The organism is Wenyingzhuangia sp. IMCC45574 (genome assembly GCF_054182685.1).
The window spans coordinates 2,581,535-2,604,926 of sequence record NZ_CM135169.1 but is presented as its reverse complement, the minus strand read 5'-3'; the positions used below and the strand labels follow the sequence as shown (position 1 = coordinate 2,604,926).

Genomic DNA, 23,392 nt, shown 5'->3' with positions numbered 1-23,392 from the left:
TAAACAAAATGAAAAAACTTATTTTACTTGTGACTTTGTTCACTGCTATGGTTACACAGAGCTTTGGACAAAAAACAATCACTGGGTTGGTTAAAGATACTTTTGGACAACCCGTTCCAGTTGCTTCAATTAAGGTAATTGACACCAAAAAAGGAACATTTACCAACTTTAATGGGGAATTTGAACTTAATGTTTCTTTACAAAAAGGAAAAATTGAAATCTCTTCTATGGGATTCACAACTAAGGTTGTTGAATTTAATGCAGGTACAAAAAGCTTAAGCGTAACTTTAGAAAGCTCTTCTGTAGGCTTAGATGAAGTATTACTTGTTGCTTCTAGAGCAATAGATAGAAAAACACCTATTGCTTATTCTACAGTTAAACAAGAAGAAATTGAGCAAAAATTAGGAAACCAAGAATTTGTTGAAATCTTAAAATCGACTCCTGGAGTATTTACGACTCGTGCTGGTGGTGGTTTTGGAGATGGAGAAATTACTATGCGTGGTTTTAACTCAGAAAACGTTGCTGTTGTTATTAACGGTGTACCAGTGAACGCTGCAAAAGACGGGCGTGTATTCTGGTCAAATTGGGCAGGTATTGGTAATGTAACTGCTTCTACTCAAACACAAAGAGGTTTAGGGGCTTCTAAATTAGCTGTGCCATCTATTGGTGGTACTATTAACATTATTACTCAATCTACAGAAGCTGAGCAAGGAGGTAGATTTGAATACGGTATTGGTAACGACGGCTATCAAAAATATGGATTAAAACTTTCTACAGGAATGATGGAAAATGGTTTTGCAGCTACCGTATATGCTGACAAAATTACTGGAGATGGGTATGTAGATGGTACTCATTTTGATGCAATGTCTTATTTTGCAAGCATCTCCAAAAAAATAAACGATGATCACAAATTATCTTTTTTTGTAACTGGTGCTCCACAAAGACATAATCAAAGATTTGATATGATAAGTATCAATGAATTTAGGGAAAGTGAGCGCGGAATTAAAACCAATCGTAACTGGGGTTATAGAAACGGACAAGAATTTGGATTTAGTTCAAACTTTTTCCACAAACCAATTGCCTCATTAAATTATTTCTGGAAAATTAGCGATGCTGCTAAGTTGTCAACCACTGTATACTATAGTAAAGGTGATGGAGGAGTTAGTTTTGAAGAAGGTAACGATAGTGGAAAATTAGATACGGCAGAATATCGTTTAGGAGGTAAATATGCTCCTATTGATGCGGATAAAGTAGTACAAGAAAATAAAGAAAACGTAGAATCTAGTATTTATATTCAAACACGTACCAACGATCATACTTGGGGAGGTGGTTTAATAAACTTAAACTACGAGCTTAATGATGAGTTAGATCTAACTGCTGGAATAGATTATCGTTACACTAAAGTTAGTAGCGGTAAAGAGTTAACAGACCTTTTAGGAGGAGAATACATTTTGGATTTAGATGGAAATGTTAACAACCTTAACAACTTGGTTAAAGTAGGCGAAAAATATGATTTCTACAGCACTGCTTTTAACACAACTTACGGAGGTTTTGCTCAATTAGAATACGATCACGAAGACATTACAGCTTTTGTTGCTGCAAACGTATCAAACACAGTGTATGCTAGGGAAGACCACTTTGCTAAATTAGATTCTGATCCTAATCAAAAAACAGACAATATAAATTTTATTGGTTTTGGTGCTAAAGGAGGTATTAACTACCGTTTGGACAACTATAACAACGTTTTCTTTAACGGAGGGTATTTTGAAAGAGCTCCTTTTTACAACGCTATTTGGCCAACAAATAATAATGACCAAACCAACTCAGATGCTGAAAACCAAAAAATATTTAGTTTGGAATTAGGTTACGGTCTTAGAACAGACAAATTTACCGCAAACATTAACGTGTACAGAACTGCATGGAATGATAGAACAGAAACGGAAACACGTACTATTCCAAATTCTGGAGGTGAAGACACAGTAATTTTTGCAAACATTTTAGGAGTAAATGCTTTACACCAAGGAGTAGAATTTGACTTTGAATACCGTCCATTTAGCAGGTTAACAGTAAAAGGTGCTTTGTCTGTAGGTGATTGGACTTGGCAAGATGATGTAACTGCTACTATTACGGATCAAGATAATAATGTAATAGGAAGCGAAATTAAAATTTTAATTAAAGATTTACCAGTAGGAAGATCGGCACAAACAACAGCAGCTTTAGGAGCAAGTTACGATCTTACTGAAGATACAAAGATTTTTATAGACGCTAACTACGCTGATAGATTTTACGCAGACTTTGATCCAAGTGGAAGAACTCAAGAAGGAAAAGATCCTTGGAAAGTACCCGCTTATACTTTGGTGGATTTATCACTTCAGCACAAATTTAACATTGGAGTTTTAGACGCAAAATTAATGGCAAGAATGTACAACGCTTTTGATACACGCTATATTACCCGTGCTGATGATTTAGACGGTACTGCAGCTGGTGCAAGCGTGTATTACGGTGTAGGAAGAACTTTTAGTGCAGGCATGGTTCTTAACTTTTAATCCTTATTTAAGTCAAACAAAAAATAGAACAAAATGAAAAATATAAAACATATAGCTTTCGCAACTAGTATGCTCCTTTTTTCTTGTACAGATACTTTAGAGGACACATATGATGAGTTAGGAGATCTTCCAACTCCAATCAAATCTACCATTCAATATACACTTACCGAAGACGATTTTAAAACTATGGAATTGTCTGGTACTGCTTTTGAATCTTTTGTGCAAGCCGAAGAATTAATCCCCCTAGCATTGAATAAAGTATTACCAATAGCTCCTGGTGCTAGTGTGGAATTAACCATTGATGTTTACAATGACAACAACACTACTGTACAAAACTTATTCAATGCAGAAGAGGTTACTTTAGTTGATGAAGATTACCCAACCGCTAAGAGTGGTGCTTTTCACCCAGACGAAACAGCTAACGATTTATTAGCTGGTATTTTAGACAGTAAGATACCTAGCCCTGTTGAAGATAACTTTTACAAAATAACCTACAACAATTTTACAGAAGAACCTATATTGGCATCTGGTAGCGTTATAAAAAACTTTGATTTTACCAACGAAACTTTTAATGGATGGACCCCCTTTAATATTAATGGAGACGAAGTTTGGAAAGATGCAACTGGCTTTGGAAATATTCAAATGAGTGGATTTTCTGGTTCTGCAAAAGACAACGAGGACTGGTTAGTTTCACCTGAAATTGATTTGACAGACAAAACAGACTTGAAATTTCAAATAGAAGAAAACCTTAGGTATGGTACAGATTTGTCTAACTTAAAAGTATTAATTTCTGAAGATTATACAGGAGATGTAGCTACAGCTACTTGGACAGAGCTAACCGTTACCAACAGAACTATCCATAGCACTCACTCCTTAACTCCTAGTGACATTATTGATTTTTCTGCTTATGATGAAAAAATAATCCACATCGCTTTTAAATACATTTCTACTACATCTGACTCTATGCGTTGGTTGATTGGTAACGTAACTATTTCTAAAGGTGAAGGGGATGAATATACAGGTGAAACTGAAACCTTGGCTACTTATTACCAATATGATGGCACTGAGTTTGTAATACCAGAAAATATGATTACACTAACAGATGCTGATTATACAGCGATGGGTACCGAAGCAGGTCGACCTGGTGAACGTGGTAACTTTAGTAGTTCTATAAATCCAGACAATTACTTGCCAACTTATTTAGCTAATAAATACACATATGCACAGAACGAAGAACAGGTAATTGTATTATACAAATACTTTAGTGGTTATGTACAAACGCGTTTTGACTTGTACGAGTTTAAAGATGGAGCTTGGATTTTACCAGAAACAACAACAGCAACACCAATCCGTTTTGCTCATAAAAAAGGTTCTTGGTCATCAGATAATCCAATTATTTACACATTTACTAGTGATGATTTTGATTGGTTAGAAACCTCATCATTAAAAGACGATACAACGCTTGTAGAACAAGTTTCGAGCGCGGCACAATATAATAACTTTGACAGAAGACCTGGAGGGAGTGCATATTGGACTAATGAAATGATACTAAAAGCTTTAAATGTATTCTTAAAAGACAGATTCCCAGAAGCTGAAGAAGGAGATGTGTTTGCTGTATTTGCAGATACGTACACTGGAAGCAGACCTGTAGAAGAGTTTAGAGTAATACTTACTGAAGGTGAATACGTTTACGTAGAAGAATAAATCTAAAGATTATACCCAACATAAACCTCTTTCAGAAGTGAAAGAGGTTTTTTAAACTTAATTCAAAATGAAAAAAATTATTGTCTTATGTACTGTTGCTATTATAGCTGCATGTTCTAGTGAAAATAACAATTTTGTTATCACAATACCGCCAGCAGAAATAGAAACACCAGTAGCCATAGCAGATAGTTATACCTCTGTCATCAATACAGATTACGTAATCTCTAACTTACTTGAAAACGACGAAAAAGCAAAAGAAGTAACGCTTAGCGTAGAAGAAAAAAGCGAGAAAAACGGAACCATTGTAAAAAATAGCAACGCAACCTACACGTATACACCTGCAACCAATTTTGTAGGGCAGGATACTTTTAACTATACTATTTGTGCCAACGCTGATTCTGAAAAATGTAGTAGTACAACAGTAACCATTACGGTATTAGATAATAGTAACGAGGGTGTTTTTAACATCCCTAACGACTTAAAAAACTATTATAGTACCGCTACATTCACAACCGACTCTAACGATTTAAAAAGTCAACTTACATCTTTAACAGCTAATAAACACACCAACATACTTTTCTATTCTGGAAGGCATTCTTATTTGTTACAGGCAGATCAAGACGCAAGCAACTCTTCTAACGTAGTATTAATGTATACAGGAGAAAGTAAAAACAAATCATTTAGACAAACTAGTGGTACCTCAGCAGGAAAGTTTAATACAGAGCACGTATATCCACAATCTCTTTATGCTGGTGGAACGGGTGGAGACGCTAGAGATGATGTAGTAAAAGCAGACTTACACCACTTAAGATATTGTGATGCTGCTATCAACACCAAAAGATTAAACCACAAATTTGTAGAAGGTAACGGAAATGCTGGTTTAACAGGTTCTGGGTGGTATCCTGGAGACAAGTGGAAAGGAGATGTAGCAAGAATGATTTTCTACTTAAATATCAGATACGGAGAAACCATAACCAAAGTTGGAACATTAGAAACCTTTTTAAAGTGGAATAAAGAAGACCCTATATCTGCTTTCGAAATACAACGAAATACAGTGATATCAGGAGCTCAAGGAAATAGAAACCCATTTATAGATAACCCTTATTTAGCAACTCTTATTTGGGGAGGAGATGCTGCAGAAAATAAATGGGAATAGCCTCAAAAAACTAAACCTACTTTTTATTAAAAAAGGCTGTATTAATATTAATACAGCCTTTATCTATTAGTATTCTTAACTTATTTATACATCTGCCAAAAAGCGATCTAACCAAGGGCTTTTCCTTTTAAAAACCTCGTCTAATATTTTTGCCAAACGTATTCCTCCTTTTTGTAATTGCTCTCTGGCTACAGGAAAATTATAATACATGTACTTATAGCTTAAATAATCTCCTTCTTTAGCCGTTTTATACACTTTTAAAGCCAATTCTCTAGACTCTTTAGTCCAACTTAATAACGACCCTTTTTGTAGGTCTTTAAACTCTTTTTTTGACAACTCTTTAGTATTGTTAGAAAGCTCTACATAACTCATATTATAACTTTCTATCATTTTTGTATCCCAAACACTGTGCAAATTGGTTTTTTCTCCAAACCATTTTACTTTAATCTTATTTCCTCCATAATCTTTTTTATTACCAACATGTAAGGGCATATGTAAGTCTCCAACAAAATGCACTAACATTCGTAAATGAAACGCTTTGTCTTCTTGAGAAGTCTGTTTATCTCTAATTTTTAAAACACATGTTTTAATAGCCTGTACAACATCTCCTTTGGGGTTAATTGAATCTTGTTTGTACTTTTTATTTCCTACCAAATTTACATAATGCCAAGGTCCATAATGTTTAAATTTCTTGTCACTCCTAATCTCATCTGCATAGGTAGACACAAAAGCCAATGACTCTCCTTTTAGCAAAGCCTTAATTTTTTTGGTTGTTTTTTTAGATATGTGCTCTTTGGCAATTTCACCCACTGTTCTATGCCCAGTTTGTCCCCAATCGTTCTCTGCAAAAGCGCTTAAAGACATTAAACAGATTAATAAACAAAGTTTTTTCATTGATTTTCAGTTTTTAAAACAGAATCAATAGTAAAAAATTTAACTCAAACAAACATTAAGAGAAAGCTATATTAAAAACAAAAAACCCTGAAACTAGCTGTTTCAGGGTTTTAAATATATTGCTTGATAGAACTTTCTATTCTATCTCACCAAATTCCATGTTTACTCCTAATTTATCGGCCATTAATTGGTTAATTTTTCGTTTTAATGCCGGAACTTTTACATCCTGAATAGCATCTGAACAAAAAGCAAACATTAACAATGCCTCTGCTTCTTTTTTAGGAATACCTCTTTGTTGCATGTAAAACAAAGCAGATTTATCTAACTGCCCTATAGTACATCCGTGAGAACATTTTACATCATCTGCAAAAATTTCTAACTGAGGTTTAGAGTTGATCGTAGCTGTATCGGAAATTAATACAGAATCGTTTTGTTGATATGCATTAATACGTTGCGCAGCCTGATCTACAATTACTTTCCCGTTGAAAACTCCTGTAGACTTTCCTCCGTAAATACCTTTGTATGTTTCGTTAGACTGACAATCTGGTGACTTATGAGCAACCAAAGTATGACTGTCTACCAATTGATCTCCTTCTAAAATAGTAACTCCGTTTAAAATAGAATCACATCCAGACCCATTTTGATAGAATGCTAAATTGTTTCTAGTAATATTACCTCCAAAAGAGAACGTGTAAACAGAAGCAACGGTATCTCTTTCCTGAGCAACAAATGTAGCATCTACTAAAGAAGCATCATTTTTATCATTCTGGATTTTATACAAATCAAAAATTCCGTTTTGAGCAACAAAAACCTCCGTTACCACATTATTAAACGTAGCAACATTAGCAATTGATTGGTGACGCTCTATGAATTTAACCTCTGCATTTTCTCCTACAGTAATTAAATTTCTTGGCTGTAATAATAACGCTGATGTTTCTCCAGAAGCTAAATAAATAAGCTCTATAGGCTTAGACACTGCTTTTCCCTTAGCAACCTGTACTACAACTCCTTCGTTAGTAAAAGCTGTATTTAAGTCTGTTAAACTTGTAAATCCTTTTGCTAAAGAGTTGTACTTAGTTTTAAAAATTGCTTCATAAGATGCATCTTCAATAGCTTCTGACAATAATTTTACAGAAACTTCTTCAATCGTATCAGATAATGAAGCTTGAAAAACTCCATCTACAAAAATTAATTTGTACGAATCTAATCCTTCAACTAAAAAAGGAGCTATAGTATCTGCATTTACATTAGTAGCTTGTGCAGACTCTATTCCATACTCATTTTTTAACACACTTCTTAAACTAGTGTATTTCCATTCTTCATCTTTAGTTGTAGGGAATCCTTTTTGAGAAAAAGCTTCAAAAGCTTCTTTTTTATACCCTCCAACAGTTGCATTTTTAGAATCGCTTTTAAATGCTGCTGATAATTTATCTTGTAAACTCATGTTGTATATGGTGTTAGGTTGTTATTAATTAATTAGGTTTTCTAATTATTTAACTAACCAATCGTACCCTTTTTCCTCTAATTCTAAAGCCAACTCTTTACCTCCGGACTTGATGATTTTTCCATCAGCCAATACGTGTACAAAGTCAGGAACAATATAATCTAACAAACGTTGGTAGTGTGTAATTACAACTACTGCATTGTCATCAGATTTTAATTTATTTACTCCGTTAGCAACAATACGTAAAGCATCAATATCCAATCCAGAATCTGTCTCATCTAAGATAGCTAACTTAGGCTCTAACATTGCCATTTGAAAAATCTCGTTACGTTTCTTTTCTCCTCCAGAAAACCCTTCGTTTAAAGAACGTGATAAAAAGTCTTTTTTAATTTCTAACAAAGCCGACTTCTCTCTAATTTTCTTTAACATTTCTGCAGCAGGCATATCTTCTAAACCTTGTGCTTTTCTCTTAGCGTTAATTGCTGTTTTTATAAAGTTGGTTACTGTTACTCCTGGTATCTCTACAGGATATTGAAACGATAAGAAAACTCCTTTATGAGCTCTTTCATCTGGCTCTAACTCGCTTAAGTCTTCACCATCTAAAGAAATAGATCCTTCTGTTACTTCGTAATTTTCGTTACCTGCTACTACAGAAGCAAAAGTACTTTTTCCTGCACCGTTAGGTCCCATAATTGCATGAACCTCTCCTGCTTTAACCTCAATATTTAATCCCTTTAGGATATCGTTATCTTCTACTTTTGCGTGTAAGTTTTCTATTTTTAACATCTTAATATGCTTTTAGCTTATTAGCTTTTGGCCTTTAGCCCTTAAATATTCGTAATTGTTAATTTGTAACTCGTAATTGTCTATCCTACAGACCCTTCTAAACTTATCTCTAATAATTTTTGCGCTTCTACGGCAAACTCCATTGGTAATTTATTTAATACCTCTTTACTAAATCCATTTACAATTAATGCAATGGCTTTTTCGGTATCTATACCTCTTTGGTTACAGTAAAACAATTGGTCTTCTCCAATTTTACTAGTAGTTGCTTCGTGCTCTATTTGTGCCGATTTGTTTTTAGCTTCTATATAAGGGAATGTGTGTGCTCCACATAAATCTCCCATTAATAAAGAATCACACTGAGAAAAGTTACGTGCATTTTCTGCTTTAGGATTTACCCTAACCAAACCTCTATAACTATTGTGTGAATGTCCGGCAGAAATACCTTTAGAGATAATAGTACTCTTGGTATTCTTACCTAAGTGCACCATTTTAGTTCCTGTATCTGCTTGTTGGTAATTATTGGTTACCGCAATTGAGTAAAATTCTCCTGTTGAATTATCTCCTCTTAAAATACAAGAAGGGTATTTCCATGTTACTGCAGAACCTGTTTCTACCTGTGTCCAAGATACTTTTGCGTTGGTTTCGCAAATAGCACGCTTTGTTACAAAGTTAAAAACACCACCTTTTCCTTCTGCATCTCCTGGGAACCAGTTCTGAACCGTAGAATATTTAATTTCTGCATCGTCTAACGCAACTAATTCTACTACAGCAGCGTGTAATTGGTTTTCGTCTCTACTAGGAGCAGTACAACCTTCTAAGTAACTTACAAAAGAACCCTTGTCTGCTACTACCAAAGTACGTTCAAACTGTCCTGTTCCTCCTTCGTTAATACGGAAATAGGTTGACAATTCCATAGGACAAGTAACTCCTTTAGGAATGTAACAGAAAGAACCGTCTGTAAATACAGCAGAATTTAATGCTGCATAAAAGTTATCTGTTTTAGGAACTACAGACCCCATATACTTCTTTACCAATTCTGGATGCTCTTGTATAGCTTCTGAAATTGGACAAAAAATAATTCCTTTTTCCTTTAGCGTTTCTTGGAATGTAGTAGCTACAGAAACAGAATCTACTACAATATCTACAGCTACATTCTGTAACCTCTTTTGCTCATCAACAGAGATCCCTAACTTTTTGTACATTTCCAATACTTCAGGATCTACCTCATCCAAGTTTTTCTTTTCTGCCTTTTTAGGAACAGAATAGTAACTAATCTCTTGGAAATTTGGTTTTTGATAATTTACATTCGCCCATTCTGGCTCTTCCATTGCTTCCCATTTTCTGAAAGCATCCAATCTCCATTCAGTCATCCATTCTGGCTCTTCCTTTTTTGCAGAAATCGCTCGAATAATTCCCTCATTCAATCCTTTTGGAAAAGTATCCGCATCTAAGTCCGTGTAAAATCCATACTCGTACTCTTGCGTTTTTAACTCTTCTCTTAAATCATCTTCTGTATACTTACTCATTTCTTTGTAATTCAAAGATTTAAAAATTAAAACATAGATAGATATAGTATCTAACTTTTGTCTTCTTTAAAACTTAATTTGCTTTAAAAGAGCTGCAAATTTAAGTCTTTCTATTGTTTTAGAGTTCAAATTTGTCTAATAAAACAAATAGAACTCAATTGTTTCACTATTTTGACTATAGCGAGAAGCTTTCTCCACATCCGCAGGTTCTATTAGCATTAGGATTGTTAAACACAAACCCAGTACCATTTAAACCACCAGAATATTCCAAAGTAGTTCCTACCAAGTATAAAAAGCTTTTCTTATCTACAATAATCTTTACACCATTGTCTTCAAAAACTTTATCACCTTCTAGTTCTTCCTTATCAAACTTTAAATCGTACGATAAACCAGAACACCCTCCACTTTTTACTCCTACTCTAACAAAATCACTGGTAGCATTATAACCATCATCGGTCATTAGCTCTACTACTTTCTTCTTTGCTGTATCTGACACTTTTATCATAACTTCTGTTGTTTAAAATATAAACGTATGCAAATTTATCACTTTTAATATGATTTTTATCATATGCCTAATTAATAAAATTTATGTTATTATAAGCTTCATCAATCAAAAACGTATCTTTGCAGACATTTTAGTAAATTCATAATTAATTATTTAGTTGTTTTAAACTAAAAAACCTTTCATTTTTGACCCACTATGTTCGAAGATAAATCACCCGAAAAGACAGATATAGCAAGCTTAGGAGAATTTGGATTGATCAACCATTTGACTCAATATTTTAAAATTAACCACACTTCTACCATTAAAGGAATTGGAGATGATTGTGCCGTTTTAAATTCTGATGGTTTAAAGACACTGGTTTCTACAGATTTATTGGTAGAGGGTGTTCACTTTAACTTGGCTTATATGCCTTTAAAACATTTGGGGTATAAATCTGTAATGGTAAATTTGTCTGATGTGTATGCTATGAATGCCGACGCAAAACAGATTACCGTTTCTATTGCTATTTCTAATAGATTTCCTTTAGAAGCTGTAGAAGAACTATACAGTGGTATTCAACTAGCTTGCGAAAAATACAATATCGATTTGATTGGAGGAGATACTACCTCATCAACCAAAGGATTATTAATTAGTGTAACTGCTATTGGATATGCAGAAGAGGAAAAAATTACCTACAGAGACACCGCTAAAGAAAATGACTTATTAATTGTTTCTGGAGATTTAGGTGCTGCTTATTTAGGTTTTCAGGTATTAGAGCGTGAAAGACAAGTTTTTGAAGTAGACCCAAACAACCAACCAGATTTAGATGCTTATTCTTACTTAGTAGAACGTCAATTAAAGCCAGAAGCTAGAAAAGACATGGTTAAAATTCTAAACGATTTGGATGTAGTACCTACTTCTATGATTGATATTTCGGACGGATTGTCTTCGGAGATTATACATATTTGCCAACAATCTAAAGTTGGTTGTAACTTATACGAAGAAAAAATTCCTTTAGACCCACAAGTTATCTCGGTATGTGAAGAATTTAATTTAAACAGTACTACCGTTGCTTTAAGTGGTGGTGAAGATTACGAATTATTGTTTACCATTAAACAAAGTGATTTTGATAAAATTAAAGGAAATCCGCACATTACTGTTATTGGTCATATGACAGATGCCAATAGCGGAATGAATTTAATTACTCGTGGTTCTAACCAAGCAGTTCCATTAACTGCACAAGGTTGGAATTCTTTGTTAGAGAACGGAGAAGAATCTTAAAATACTTATTATAAAAACTAAAAACAGCAACCAAATTGGTTGCTGTTTTTTTATTGGCTTACTCTAAAGTATTTTCCCTTTTTGTTCTTTCCTTTTCCTCATTACTCAATCCAAACGTAAAATATACTTCTGGATGATTTAGATAATCACTTTCTTTCATTTCAGGTCGGTTTACATCCAAACTTAAATCACAATCGAACCTAGCCAAAATACTGTGACTTTTACCGTCAGGTCTACCCACATCTCTAAAGTGACACAATCCCCATGTTAATCCTCTTCCATTGTCAGTATTGGTAAACACATCGGGTATATAACCTCCTGGAGCTATCGGAAACAATGAACTTATAGAGGCAATTTCAAAATTTACCCCATCAGGAGAGTATTGAATGGTATTGTGCTCTAATCCATGTCTACTTACAATAGCGGCTACTCCTTCTTTAAAAGGAAACAAGGCTGTTTCGTGTCCTGAATTAATTACAGGATTCAAAGGATGCTTTTTAAAAGTCCCTATAGGATCATCAGAAATAGCCAAACCTTGTGCTCTAACTCTAGGATTTCCTCCCATTTCTCCTTTATAGTACAAGTAAATTTTATTGTTATAAACTATTGGGTATGGATCGTGAATTACATAGCTATCCCAAGATCCTTCAGGCCCATTTGGCACTACTACTTTATTAGATGGAGTCCAAGGACCATTTGGTGAATCTGCATAGGAAACAGAAACTGGACAAGCATCTGCCAAACCTTTCTTTTGACTTCCAGGCATGTTTAAATAAGCCTGATAGTACAAATAGTACTTCTCTTTATACACTAAAATATCTGGTGTTGAAACAGACCTCCAACCTGCATGAGGCTTTTCCATTCTTTCCACAGCAACTCCTTGCTCTTCCCAAGTAAAACCATCTTTACTTGTGGCATACCAAATTTCAGCTAAATCCCAATCTCTGGCCGGAATGGTATCATTCCCTTCTACATTATAAGGTGGTGTTGATGTATCTCTATGCGTATACCACACATAGTACTTCCCATTTGCTTTTATTACTTTAGAAACGTCTCTTCTAGATACTGTTCCATCTCCATTGGAATAGTCCAATCCTTTTAAAGGGGTATATTTAAATGTGGTAAACAACTCGTTGTTCTGTGTTTCAAAACCTTTTATACTTCCTTCATAAATTCGTTCAGTAGATTTACTTAAAGGTCTATTGGGTTTTTCTCTTGGTACATTCCCAAAAGGAAAATCACTTAAAACCTCTTTCTCTATTTGAGATTCTGTTTGCGCTTTCTTACTACAAGAGCAAATACTTAAAAATAAAACCAATACTAAAATGGTAACTCGCATAATTATAAATGTTTTGTCACTAAAATTAAGGAACCAAAACATAAATAGAAGTTTTCTAAAATGGATAATTACTCAACAACCTTACCCAAAGACCCATTTTTTGTTGGAATTAACTCAAAAACTTTATCGGGATGCAACCCTTTTAGCATTCTGTGTGAAACGTAGAGAATAGTTGTTTCTGTTTCTTGATGAATTTTATGAATGAAAGCCGAGAGCATAGAGGTAGCATAATCATCTAGTTCATTTGTTGGTTCGTCTAATATTAACAATGGTGGATATTTTACCAAAGCACGAACTATTAAAACTATTCTTTGCATTTCTGGCGACAAATGAACAAAATAAGTTTGCTTTTTTTCTTTCAATCCAATTAAATCTAACCATTTGTCTGCCTCATAAATTTCATGCCCTGTTGGTTTTTGGTACAAACCAATAGAATCGTAAAACCCAGAAATTACCATATGCTGAACGGTAAACAGCTTTCCAAAGTTGTGAGTTAAACTGGGGGAGAAATAACCTATCTTTTTCTTTAGTTCCCAAATGGTTTCTCCGGAACCTTTTTTCCTTCCGAATAGTTCTATATCCTCTCCAAATGCTTTGGGATTATCTCCCGTTATCATGGTTAATAAACTTGTTTTACCAGAACCGTTAGGGCCTTTTAAGTGCCAAAATTCTCCTTTTTTAATTTCCCAATTAATGTTATTTACAATCTGTCTTGTTTCATTGTAAAAAATATTCACATTGGTAAATTTCACCAAAGTATTAGGTACTTCTATTTGTTCAAGAGCATTGGGTAAATCACCCTTAAATTCATATGGTTTTAATTGTTGGTAAAAATACTCGTCATAAGCTTCACTAGAACCTGAAAAAACAACTTCTGTATTGTTTACCAAATAAATTTGTTGAATACACGGCAACACCTCATCTCTTATTTTAAAGATTTGTATCAATTGGATTTCATCAGCCAAGCTTAAAAACTCCTCTGCTAAATCTTCCTGAGCTTGCACATCCATACAATCATAGGGATTGTCTAAGACCAAAAAGTCTATCTGAGTATTTTTTAACTCTTTTCTAATATGTCTTAGCAACAATTGTTTTTGCTGACCACTGGAAAAAGATGACAACTTTCTTGTGTTTCCATTGCTATCAATCTTGTGTTCAGTTAAAGTATAATCATCATGAATCTCTTCTTCTTTTAAAAAATCTTGCACTTCAGACAAGCTAAATAACGCTCCTTTTTTTCCTTTTAAATCGCACAAAAAGCCTTCTGAAACTGAGTTCAAAAGACTTTTTGTCAAATTATTTTTTTCTTGGGATTGATTAAAAATCGCAATATGATGCTTCATTCGTAGACTAATTACGAACTAAAGATACAAACACCTTTAGAAAGAATAGCCGTTTAGGTATTCTACTACTACTTTTAATTGGTTCCAAGAATCTTTTCCTGCAGGTTCGTTGACTTGCCTTTTTCCTTTGGTACTTCTTCCCTCTATAACAATCTTGGCCAATTTCTTTTTTAACTCCTCAACAATTTCAGGATTTTTATTCGCTAAGTTGATATCCTCTGTAGCATCCTTTTGCATATCAAACAACAAAATATCGCCATTATCCTTAATTAATTCTTTCTTTCTAGGATCTGATCTTCCCGAACCTCCAAAATTATCGAACATTAACTTCCATTGATTGGTTCTCACAGAAAAAATTCCTTTGTCAGAATGGTGAATAATAGTTCTATTTTGGTGATTGGGTGTCTTTTTCCCTTTGATAATTGGTAAAAAGCTTACACTGTCTTCTCCTTGATTGTCTTCTAATTTTACACCTACAACTTCTGCACAAGTAGCCATAAAATCTGTAGTACACACCAAATGATTAGATATACCACCTGCTTTTACTTCTTTTGGCCAACGTACTACAAAAGGCATTCTATGTCCACCTTCCCAATTGGTACCTTTCATCCCTCTGTAAATCCAGCTAGAATGGTGTCCTTGTTTTGCCATTACAGGAAAACCTGCTTTAGGAGAGGTTCCATTATCTGCCGTAAAAACAATTAACGTATTATCAGCTATATGTAACTCATCCAATGTTTTTAATACCTCACCAACCGCCCAATCGGTTTCCATACAAAAATCTCCATGTGCATTTAGTCCACTTTTCCCCTTAAACTTTTTGCTAGGCACAATAGGAGAATGTGGAGAATTTAACGGTAAATACACAAAAAATGGTTGATCGTGGTTTTCTTTAATCCAATTACACGTTTTTTTAGCAAACGTTGGCAATACCTGATCTTGTTCAAACTCCTTAGCAGACCAACCAGGCTTTGCCCCTATATATCCTCTCTTTTCTAATTCTGGATAATTTTTAAGATATTCAAAAGTTCCTTGTGCTTTATCGTTTTCAATAAACACATGCGGATTCATGTTTAAAGAACCCGAAATTCCAAAATAATAATCAAAACCAACCGTATTAGGACCATTTTTAATGGGAGCTGCCATATCTATTTCTCTCTTTGGCTTCTTTTCTTTTGCATTGGGCATTATTTTCCAATCCATTCCCATATGCCACTTACCAATACAAGCTGTTTTGTATCCTTGTTTTTTTAGCATACTTGCCACAGTCTCTCTTGAACTTGGAATTAAATGTGGGCTATGACCATTTAAAACCCCTTTTTTTAAATGTGTTCTCCAAGAATATCGTCCCGTAATAATTCCGTATCGTGTTGGTGTACATACTCCAGAACTCGTATGCGCATCCATAAATCTGACACCCTCTTTCGCCAATCTATCTATATTGGGAGTTAAGATTTTAGAGTCCTTGTTGTAAGCTTTTACATCTCCTGGCCCCATGTCATCAGCCAAAATGAATATGATGTTTGGCTTTTTTTGTGCATTACCCATGGTAAACACAACACACATTAGTAAAGTGAATAATCTGTTCATTTTTAGAATTCTTTTATTTCGTAGTTATAAAGTTGGGTTATTATCCGGTTTCCAATAGGCTTCTAAGTAAATTTTATAAAGACATATTATTGCCCCCCTTTTTTTAAAACTATTCTCCCCATCACACAAAAGACAAAAAAAGCTCTATCTATACATCTACAGATTGAGCTTTTAAGAATATTAAATACACTATGTATTAGTAACTAAAATCGATGAATCTCATAGAACCTGCTGGTACTTCTACACTTATTTCATCTTGTATTTTAATCTTCTCTTTGCTTAAAATATCTACTGCAGAACTTGCCTTTTTATTTAAAGTAATTATTACATTTCTGTCTGCAGGAGTAATATACCCTGGATCTATTAGAATTAAACGGATGTGCTTTTTATCTAACTGAATAGCACTCCAAGCAGCTCCTTTTACATTTATAGCTAAATCTTTATTCCCTTTAATACTGGTCTCTTTTAAGGTAGCACCAAACTCTGTTGCTTTTATTTTTTTTCCATTAACATATCCAAAAGCATGATCGCTAACCGTATACTTTGTACCCGTTTTATCTAAATCTTTCTTTAGATCTATGGGAGCAATCGGTATCATTCCATAAGGAAGTTCTGGAGTAAAATTTGTCCAACGGTACTCTACTCCTAAAAACTTAGATAAATCGTAATCTGGAACACTTGTTCCTCCCCATCCTGTAGTAGATACGTTCATAACTAACTGATAGTCTTCTTCTTTACAATTGTCAATATTATGTCCTGCTCCATGCTTTTCTAAAGCAGATTCGTGTACACCATCAATCAAATGCCAAGAACCAATAGAAGCAATATTTTCTCTATCTACCTGCGGAATTACTCCCGATTTCATTAGTGCCCAAAGTATGTTCAATTTAGATCCGGCTGTATTTTTAAAATTGTAAACAACTCCATACCTAGCACCGTAAGCAGCACGCATTACCCCACTTCTTAAAAATGGTGAAATAGATTTCTGTCCCCCGGGAGCAAAAGGTCTCCAACCAGTAACATTGTCATCAATCAATCGCATTCCAAAATCATTTACATAACCTCCAAACTTCATTCCTATTCTACCTGCCAAATTTAAATCTTGGGTAAATGAATTTGTATCTTCTGTACAAGGCACTAAAATATCTGCATATTTTTTAGACAAGAATAAATCTTTCCAAGGTTCTATATAAATATTCTTAGCCCAAAACATTTGCTTGTATCTAAAATACAACTTGGCCTTACCACTTTTTCTACACGCTTTTGCCAATCTTGGCATGTACTCTTTTACAAAGTAATGAGATCTTGGATCTTCTGTATTCGCCATTTCTGCATACACAAATCCATAACATGTATTTGGAGCAACCTCTATAATTTTTTCTATGGTCTCTATGCTGGTAATAAAAGGGTCGCTTCCATGACCTGCCCAAATAGTAAAGGCTTGGTTTCTACTCTCGCAAGCTTTTGCCTTTTGTAAGATTTGTTTTTGCGTTAATTTATAGGGTTTTCTCTTGTCTTTCTTGTTGGCAATTTTTCCAATAGCAGCAACCATTTTAGAGCGATCATAGTTTTCCGACCATGTGTACTGATCTGGGATTACCAAATCTGCTCCTTTTAACCTTGTTACTTTAGATGGAATTTCCGCTCCATAAATCATAACCCAAGGCTTTTCTGCTTTCTTTTGATAAGAGGGTAATTTAAAGTCTAAAACCTGCTCGTATAAGTTCTCTAAATTCTCATTTACCTCCGCAGTTTTACCAATTAATTTTGGACTGGTACTCCAACCCGAACTTTTAGACACATCGTAACTATAAACCGCATTTCCTCCACTCACTTCTCCTGCAGTATATACCTTTTTTTCTTCTGGAAGAAAACAAGTGCTATAAGTACTAAAATGAGCATTCTTATCTTCCAGTCCAACCTTGTCAATTATATTTCCTTTTGCATCTAACAAATAAGTTACTCTACCAAACTGAAAAATAATTTCATTTTTAAAAGGCATCAAAGAAACCCCAGTGTTATGAGCATATCTAAACACCATTCCTCTACTCTCCTTTTTTGGTATTTGCTTTCTCGTAAAATTTGCCAATACATTAAAATCCGAATCTAAAGCGGCAAAACTTGGTGTAAAAGCACCATCTCCTCCAGAAATAAAAAACAAAACATCGTCTTTACCATCTTTGTTAATGTCCGATATTTTTACATCGGTAATCATTCCTTTTACAGCAGCTATTTTTTTCTTTTTAGGCAATACTTTTATGGTTTGTAGGGTTTCTGGATCTACAAACCCAAAAAACTCCCATCTAAATTTATCGTGCACATAAGTAATCATCATTAAAGATTCTTTATTGGCATTGGTAAAGTTTCCAGTAAACAATCTACCCATAGAACCTTTGTACTTTGCAGTAGCAACCACTTTTCCTTTACCATTTAATTTGTACAAGGTATTGTTGTTTCCACCTGTGTATACAAAAGCTCCATTACTCGTATTGGCAATTGCTACCTGAGCCAATCTCACCTTTTTTTCTGTTCTAAACACCCAAAGGCTTTTCCCATTCTTATCCCAACACTGTACATATCCATCTGCAGAAACCGCCAAGTATTCATCCTGACCATCATTGTTTAAATCTCCTGCTGTAATTTGAAATACCACTGCATTTTGTTTCTCTGTTTTACGAACCCATAACTTTTTACCATCGGTAGTATAACATCCCACCTGACCGGTTAAACTTGATAAAAACAAAGCTTGTTCCCCATCTACTTTTGTTGGAACAATGTTTCTAATATTCTCTAACTCTGTAACAAAGTTTGTTTGTTTTTTAGGAAACTCGTTAGACCAAAGACACTGAATAGATAAGACCAGGCATACTAAAGTGGCTATATAATTATGACGATTTTTCATGAAATAAATTTAATTTAATATGAATAAATCAAATTTCATGAATAAAAGGACTGAGGGTGTGCGTGCAGGTGTGGAAATTGTTTTTTAGTATACACTTAAAGAACACAAATCATTAAAAAACTATCCATGCGTTTTTACAAAATTAAATATAGCTTGTTCTGCTCCTTCTCTATCTTCAATTAAACTCATATGTCCATTTTCTAAAGCAACTACCGCTGTATCATTCCCCTTTGTTTGATCAATTAAATCATCGTAAGACAAAACAGGATCTTTTTTCCCTAAGATCATCAGTTTAGGATAAGGCCCAAAGTGCAATAAAACTTCTCGGTCTTGTCTTATTTTCATTCCTTCTAAAGCTGCAATAATTCCTTGTTGAGATGTTGTTAATGCCTGTTTCTTAACCTCGGCTATTTCGTTGCTATATATTTTTCTGCATTTAGAACGAAACAACATAGGAATAGAAGTTCTAATAAAAGATTTATGATTTTCTTTTACCACTGCTATCGCTCTATCTCTTCCTCTTTTTTTATCATCGGAATCTGCTCTTGCGGTAGAGTTTAACAACACCAACCCTTTTACGTTGTCTGGATACAATTCAGCAAAAGCCAAAGCAACATAGCCACCCATAGAATGACCTATAAAATAAGACCTACGAATATTTAAAGTATCTAAAACCGCTTTTACTGCTTCGGCCATTTCTTCCATAGCATGTACATAGCCTAAGTTTTCCGATTTTCCATGCCCCAACAGGTCTACTGTAATTATTCTGTACTTAGCACTTAACCGATTTTCTAAATTTTGCCACATGGTACTATTCTCCAAAAAACCATGTAACAATACTATTGCAGATCCTTTACCTGTATCTGTGTAGTGAATTTGAGTATTTCTATAAGTGATAAATTTGCTCATGCCGCAAAAATAAATATCTATTTGTTTAGCTACAATTGAAAAACACTTATTATTTCCCTCCTTGTAAACAACTGAATATAGCCCTACATTTGTGTAAAATTTTTAGGGTTTGAAAATACAATCTTTACTAGAAACTATTCAAAACACGTCTAACGTACAGACATTTATTTCTCAACTAAAAGAAGAAAAATCGCACAGTATTTTAAGTAAATACCACGGTGCTGCTTTGTCTTTTTTAATTGCAGAAGCTTTTAAAAAAACAGAGAAAACCTTCTTATTGGTATTTGATGATAAGGAGCAAGCTGCTTATTATTTAAACGATTTAGAACGTTTGGTAAACGACAAAGATGTATTATTCTACCCAGGTTCTTATCGTAGACCTTACGAAGTAGACGAGGTAGACAATGCCAATATATTAATGCGTGCAGAGGTATTAAATCGTCTAAACTCTAGAAAAAAAGCTTCTATTATTGTTACCTATCCAAATGCATTGTTCGAGAAAGTAGTTACCAAAAAAGAACTAAACGAGAACACCCTAAAAATTAACACTGGAGACGAATACAGCATAGATTTTATAAACGAAGTCTTATTTGAATACAAATTTAACCGTGTAGATTTTGTAACAGAACCTGGAGAGTTTGCGGTTCGTGGTGGAATTGTAGATGTGTTCTCGTTTGCCAATGACGAACCTTATAGATTAGAGTTTTTTGGCGATGAAATTGACAGCATTAGAACTTTTGACGTAGAAAGTCAGTTATCTACTGGTAAGCCTACTAAAATTCAGGTAATGCCCAACGTAGAGAACAAACAGTTTTCGGAAAAACGAGAATCTTTCTTAAAATTTATTCCTAAGAACAGTATTGTTTTTACTCATACGCTAGATATTCTTTTTAACGATTTAAATACCTTATTTGAAAAGGCTGAAGGGCATTATAACAATTTATCGGATAGCTTAAAACACGCACTGCCAAGCGAACTGTTTGTGGATGGAATTCAGATAAAAGAGCAATTAAACCATTATAGTAGAGTAAGCATTAACACTAGCTCTAATGCAGACAATGCAATTGATGGAAATACAACACCTCAGCCCTCTTTTAACAAACAGTTTGATTTGTTGATAGATAATTTAAGAGAGAATTCTGAAAAAGGCTATACCAACTATTTGTTCTGTGCCAACGAAAAGCAAGCACAGCGTTTTCACGATATTTTTAAAGATGCAGAAGAAGAAATTGCATACGAAACCATCGTGTTTCAAATTCATCAAGGTTTTATAGACCACGAGCGTAAAATTGTATGTTATACAGATCATCAAATTTTTGAAAGATATAACAAGTTCCAACTAAAAAATGGTTTTGCTAAAAAACAAGCGGTCACCTTAAAGGAAATTAACAACTTAGAAATTGGAGATTACGTAACACATATAGATCACGGAATTGGAAAATTTGGAGGCCTACAAAAGATAGATGTAAACGGTAAAAAGCAAGAAGCCATTAAATTAATTTACGGAGATTCTGATGTATTGTATGTAAGCATACACTCGTTACATAAAATCTCTAAGTTTAACGGTAAAGACGGTAAAGTTCCAAAAGTACATAAGTTAGGATCGCCTGCATGGAAAAAAGCCAAACAAAAGGCCAAAACTAAAGTAAAACAAATTGCTTTTGATTTGATTCAACTCTACGCAAAACGAAAAAATCAGAAAGGATTTGCTCTTGACCCTGATAGCTATCTACAACATGAGTTAGAAGCTAGTTTTATGTACGAAGACACTCCAGATCAGTTTAAAACCACACAAGATGTTAAGGCAGATATGGAAAATGAAAAACCCATGGACAGATTGGTTTGTGGGGATGTTGGTTTTGGAAAAACAGAAGTTGCCATACGTGCAGCCTTTAAAGCTGTAGATAACGGAAAACAAGTAGCTGTTTTGGTACCCACTACCATTTTAGCATTTCAACATTTTAAATCTTTCCACAAAAGATTAAAAGATTTTCCTGTTACCATTAATTACCTCAACCGTTTTAAAACTGCCAAACAAAAACGCATCATTACCGATGAGTTGGAACAAGGTAAAATTGATATCATTATTGGAACACATCAATTGGTTTCTGATAAAATTAAATACAAAGACTTAGGACTTTTAATTATAGATGAGGAACAAAAATTTGGAGTTGCTGCCAAGGACAAATTAAAAACCATCAAAGAAAATGTAGATACGTTAACATTAACCGCTACTCCTATTCCTAGAACGTTGCAGTTTAGTTTAATGGCAGCAAGAGATTTATCTGTTATTGCCACTCCTCCACCCAACCGTCATCCTATAGAAACCAATGTAATTGGTTTTAGTGAAGAAACCATTAGAGATGCGGTAATGTATGAGATTTCTCGTGGTGGTCAGATTTTCTTTATCCACAACCGAGTAGATAATATTAAGGAAGTTGCCGGAATGTTACAACGTTTGGTGCCCAATGCTAAAATTGGAATTGGTCATGGACAGATGGAAGGACGTAAACTAGAAGAAATTATGGTCAACTTTATGGATGGTCATTTTGATATTCTAGTAGCCACTACCATTATAGAGTCTGGATTAGATGTGCCGAATGCGAATACCATTTTCATCAATCACGCTAACAACTTTGGACTGTCTGACTTACACCAAATGCGTGGACGTGTGGGACGTTCTAACAAAAAAGCTTTCTGTTATTTTATTTGTCCGCCATACCACATGATGACTGAAGATGCCCGTAAACGAATTCAGGCTCTAGAAATGTTTACAGATTTAGGTAGCGGAATTAACATTGCCATGAAGGATTTAGAAATTCGTGGAGCAGGAGATTTATTGGGTGGTGAACAAAGTGGATTTATTACAGATATTGGTTTTGATACTTATCAGAAAATCTTAGAAGAAGCCGTTAAGGAATTAAAAGAAAAGGAGTTTAAAGACCTGTATAACGAATCAGAAAATCCGAATAAAGAATACGTTTCGGACATTCAGATAGATACTGATTTTGAAATTCTTTTCCCAGACGACTATGTAAACGCAATTGCAGAAAGACTTAGCCTTTACAAACAATTAGGTGAGTTAACAACCGAAGCAGAACTTCAAAATTTCGAAACTCAATTAAGAGATCGTTTTGGAGAAATTCCAACGCAAGTAGAAGATTTGTTAGACTCTGTGCGTATTAAATGGATTGCAAAACAAATAGGAATAGAAAAGTTAGTACTAAAACAAAAAAGAATGATTGGTTACTTTGTTTCCAATCAACAAAGTGAGTTCTATACTACAGAAAACTTTACCAAAGTTATTCAGTACGTACAAAAGAACCCAACTACTTGTGTAATGAAAGAAAAAGAAACCAAAACTGGGTTAAGATTGTTAATTACGTTTATTAGGATTGATAGTGTAAAGAAGGCGTTAAGAATACTATCGTCTATTTAACTGTGTCTTTTCTCAGTTAAATTCTAGGTGAATTTTTCTTAGTATTGCC

General features: G+C 34.3%; 15 protein-coding genes. 5 read left to right on the top strand and 10 right to left on the bottom strand.

The genetic code is table 11. From position 1 onward, the window contains the following. Positions 1–8 precede the first annotated feature (8 nt). The 3 genes from ACXHHC_RS11095 (at position 9) to ACXHHC_RS11085 (ending at position 5,406) form a co-directional block, all read left to right on the top strand. On the top strand, positions 9–2,546 hold the full coding sequence (locus ACXHHC_RS11095) for a TonB-dependent receptor (protein ID WP_458226449.1): 2,538 nt from the start codon (positions 9–11) through the stop codon (positions 2,544–2,546). A 33-nt stretch (positions 2,547–2,579) separates the two neighbouring features. Next, positions 2,580–4,250: a choice-of-anchor J domain-containing protein gene (locus tag ACXHHC_RS11090; protein ID WP_458226448.1), complete on the top strand. Its 1,671-nt coding sequence runs from the start codon at positions 2,580–2,582 to the stop codon at positions 4,248–4,250. Between the two features lie 67 nt (positions 4,251–4,317). After that, positions 4,318–5,406: an endonuclease gene (locus tag ACXHHC_RS11085; RefSeq protein ID WP_458226447.1), complete on the top strand. Its 1,089-nt coding sequence runs from the start codon at positions 4,318–4,320 to the stop codon at positions 5,404–5,406. A gap of 84 nt (positions 5,407–5,490) precedes the next feature. Here ACXHHC_RS11085 and ACXHHC_RS11080 read toward each other — a convergent pair whose 3' ends face one another. The 5 genes from ACXHHC_RS11080 to ACXHHC_RS11060 all read right to left on the bottom strand — a co-directional run bounded on the left by ACXHHC_RS11080 (position 5,491) and on the right by ACXHHC_RS11060 (position 10,561). Next, positions 5,491–6,300 carry a S1/P1 nuclease gene (locus tag ACXHHC_RS11080; protein WP_458226446.1) on the bottom strand — a complete coding sequence of 270 codons (810 nt, stop codon included), beginning with the start codon at positions 6,298–6,300 and terminating at the stop codon, positions 5,491–5,493. Positions 6,301–6,436: 136 nt separating this feature from the next. Next, a complete protein-coding gene (gene sufD / locus ACXHHC_RS11075) occupies positions 6,437–7,744 on the bottom strand; it encodes a Fe-S cluster assembly protein SufD (protein ID WP_458226445.1) in 1,308 nt (435 codons plus the stop codon). 45 nt (positions 7,745–7,789) lie between these two features. Beyond that, complete coding sequence (gene sufC / locus ACXHHC_RS11070) at positions 7,790–8,530, bottom strand: Fe-S cluster assembly ATPase SufC (protein WP_458226444.1); 741 nt, start codon at positions 8,528–8,530, stop codon at positions 7,790–7,792. A gap of 80 nt (positions 8,531–8,610) precedes the next feature. Then, positions 8,611–10,056, bottom strand: a complete 1,446-nt coding sequence (sufB, locus tag ACXHHC_RS11065; RefSeq protein WP_458226443.1) for a Fe-S cluster assembly protein SufB — start codon at positions 10,054–10,056, stop codon at positions 8,611–8,613. 175 nt (positions 10,057–10,231) lie between these two features. Continuing rightward, positions 10,232–10,561 (bottom strand): HesB/IscA family protein, encoded by a 330-nt coding sequence (locus ACXHHC_RS11060; protein WP_458226442.1) that lies wholly within the window; start codon positions 10,559–10,561, stop codon positions 10,232–10,234. Positions 10,562–10,756: 195 nt separating this feature from the next. Here ACXHHC_RS11060 and thiL point away from each other — a divergent pair, with 195 nt between their 5' ends. Then, positions 10,757–11,821 carry a thiamine-phosphate kinase gene (gene thiL / locus ACXHHC_RS11055; protein WP_458226441.1) on the top strand — a complete coding sequence of 355 codons (1,065 nt, stop codon included), beginning with the start codon at positions 10,757–10,759 and terminating at the stop codon, positions 11,819–11,821. Positions 11,822–11,879: 58 nt separating this feature from the next. Here thiL and ACXHHC_RS11050 read toward each other — a convergent pair whose 3' ends face one another. From ACXHHC_RS11050 to ACXHHC_RS11030, 5 genes are all read right to left on the bottom strand, one after another. Continuing rightward, positions 11,880–13,160: a glycoside hydrolase family 117 protein gene (locus tag ACXHHC_RS11050; protein ID WP_458226440.1), complete on the bottom strand. Its 1,281-nt coding sequence runs from the start codon at positions 13,158–13,160 to the stop codon at positions 11,880–11,882. A gap of 68 nt (positions 13,161–13,228) precedes the next feature. After that, on the bottom strand, positions 13,229–14,440 hold the full coding sequence (locus tag ACXHHC_RS11045; protein ID WP_458226439.1) for an ABC transporter ATP-binding protein: 1,212 nt from the start codon (positions 14,438–14,440) through the stop codon (positions 13,229–13,231). A gap of 99 nt (positions 14,441–14,539) precedes the next feature. After that, entirely contained in the window at positions 14,540–16,093 is a 1,554-nt protein-coding gene (locus ACXHHC_RS11040; protein ID WP_458226438.1) for a sulfatase family protein, read from the bottom strand. A 196-nt stretch (positions 16,094–16,289) separates the two neighbouring features. After that, complete coding sequence (locus tag ACXHHC_RS11035; RefSeq protein WP_458226437.1) at positions 16,290–18,995, bottom strand: hypothetical protein; 2,706 nt, start codon at positions 18,993–18,995, stop codon at positions 16,290–16,292. A 120-nt stretch (positions 18,996–19,115) separates the two neighbouring features. After that, positions 19,116–19,904, bottom strand: coding sequence for an alpha/beta fold hydrolase (locus ACXHHC_RS11030; RefSeq protein ID WP_458226436.1), 789 nt, complete (start codon positions 19,902–19,904; stop codon positions 19,116–19,118). Positions 19,905–20,013: 109 nt separating this feature from the next. On the opposite strand from ACXHHC_RS11030, the gene mfd reads away from it, so the two are divergent. After that, entirely contained in the window at positions 20,014–23,343 is a 3,330-nt protein-coding gene (mfd, locus tag ACXHHC_RS11025; protein ID WP_458226435.1) for a transcription-repair coupling factor, read from the top strand. Positions 23,344–23,392: the final 49 nt, after the last annotated feature.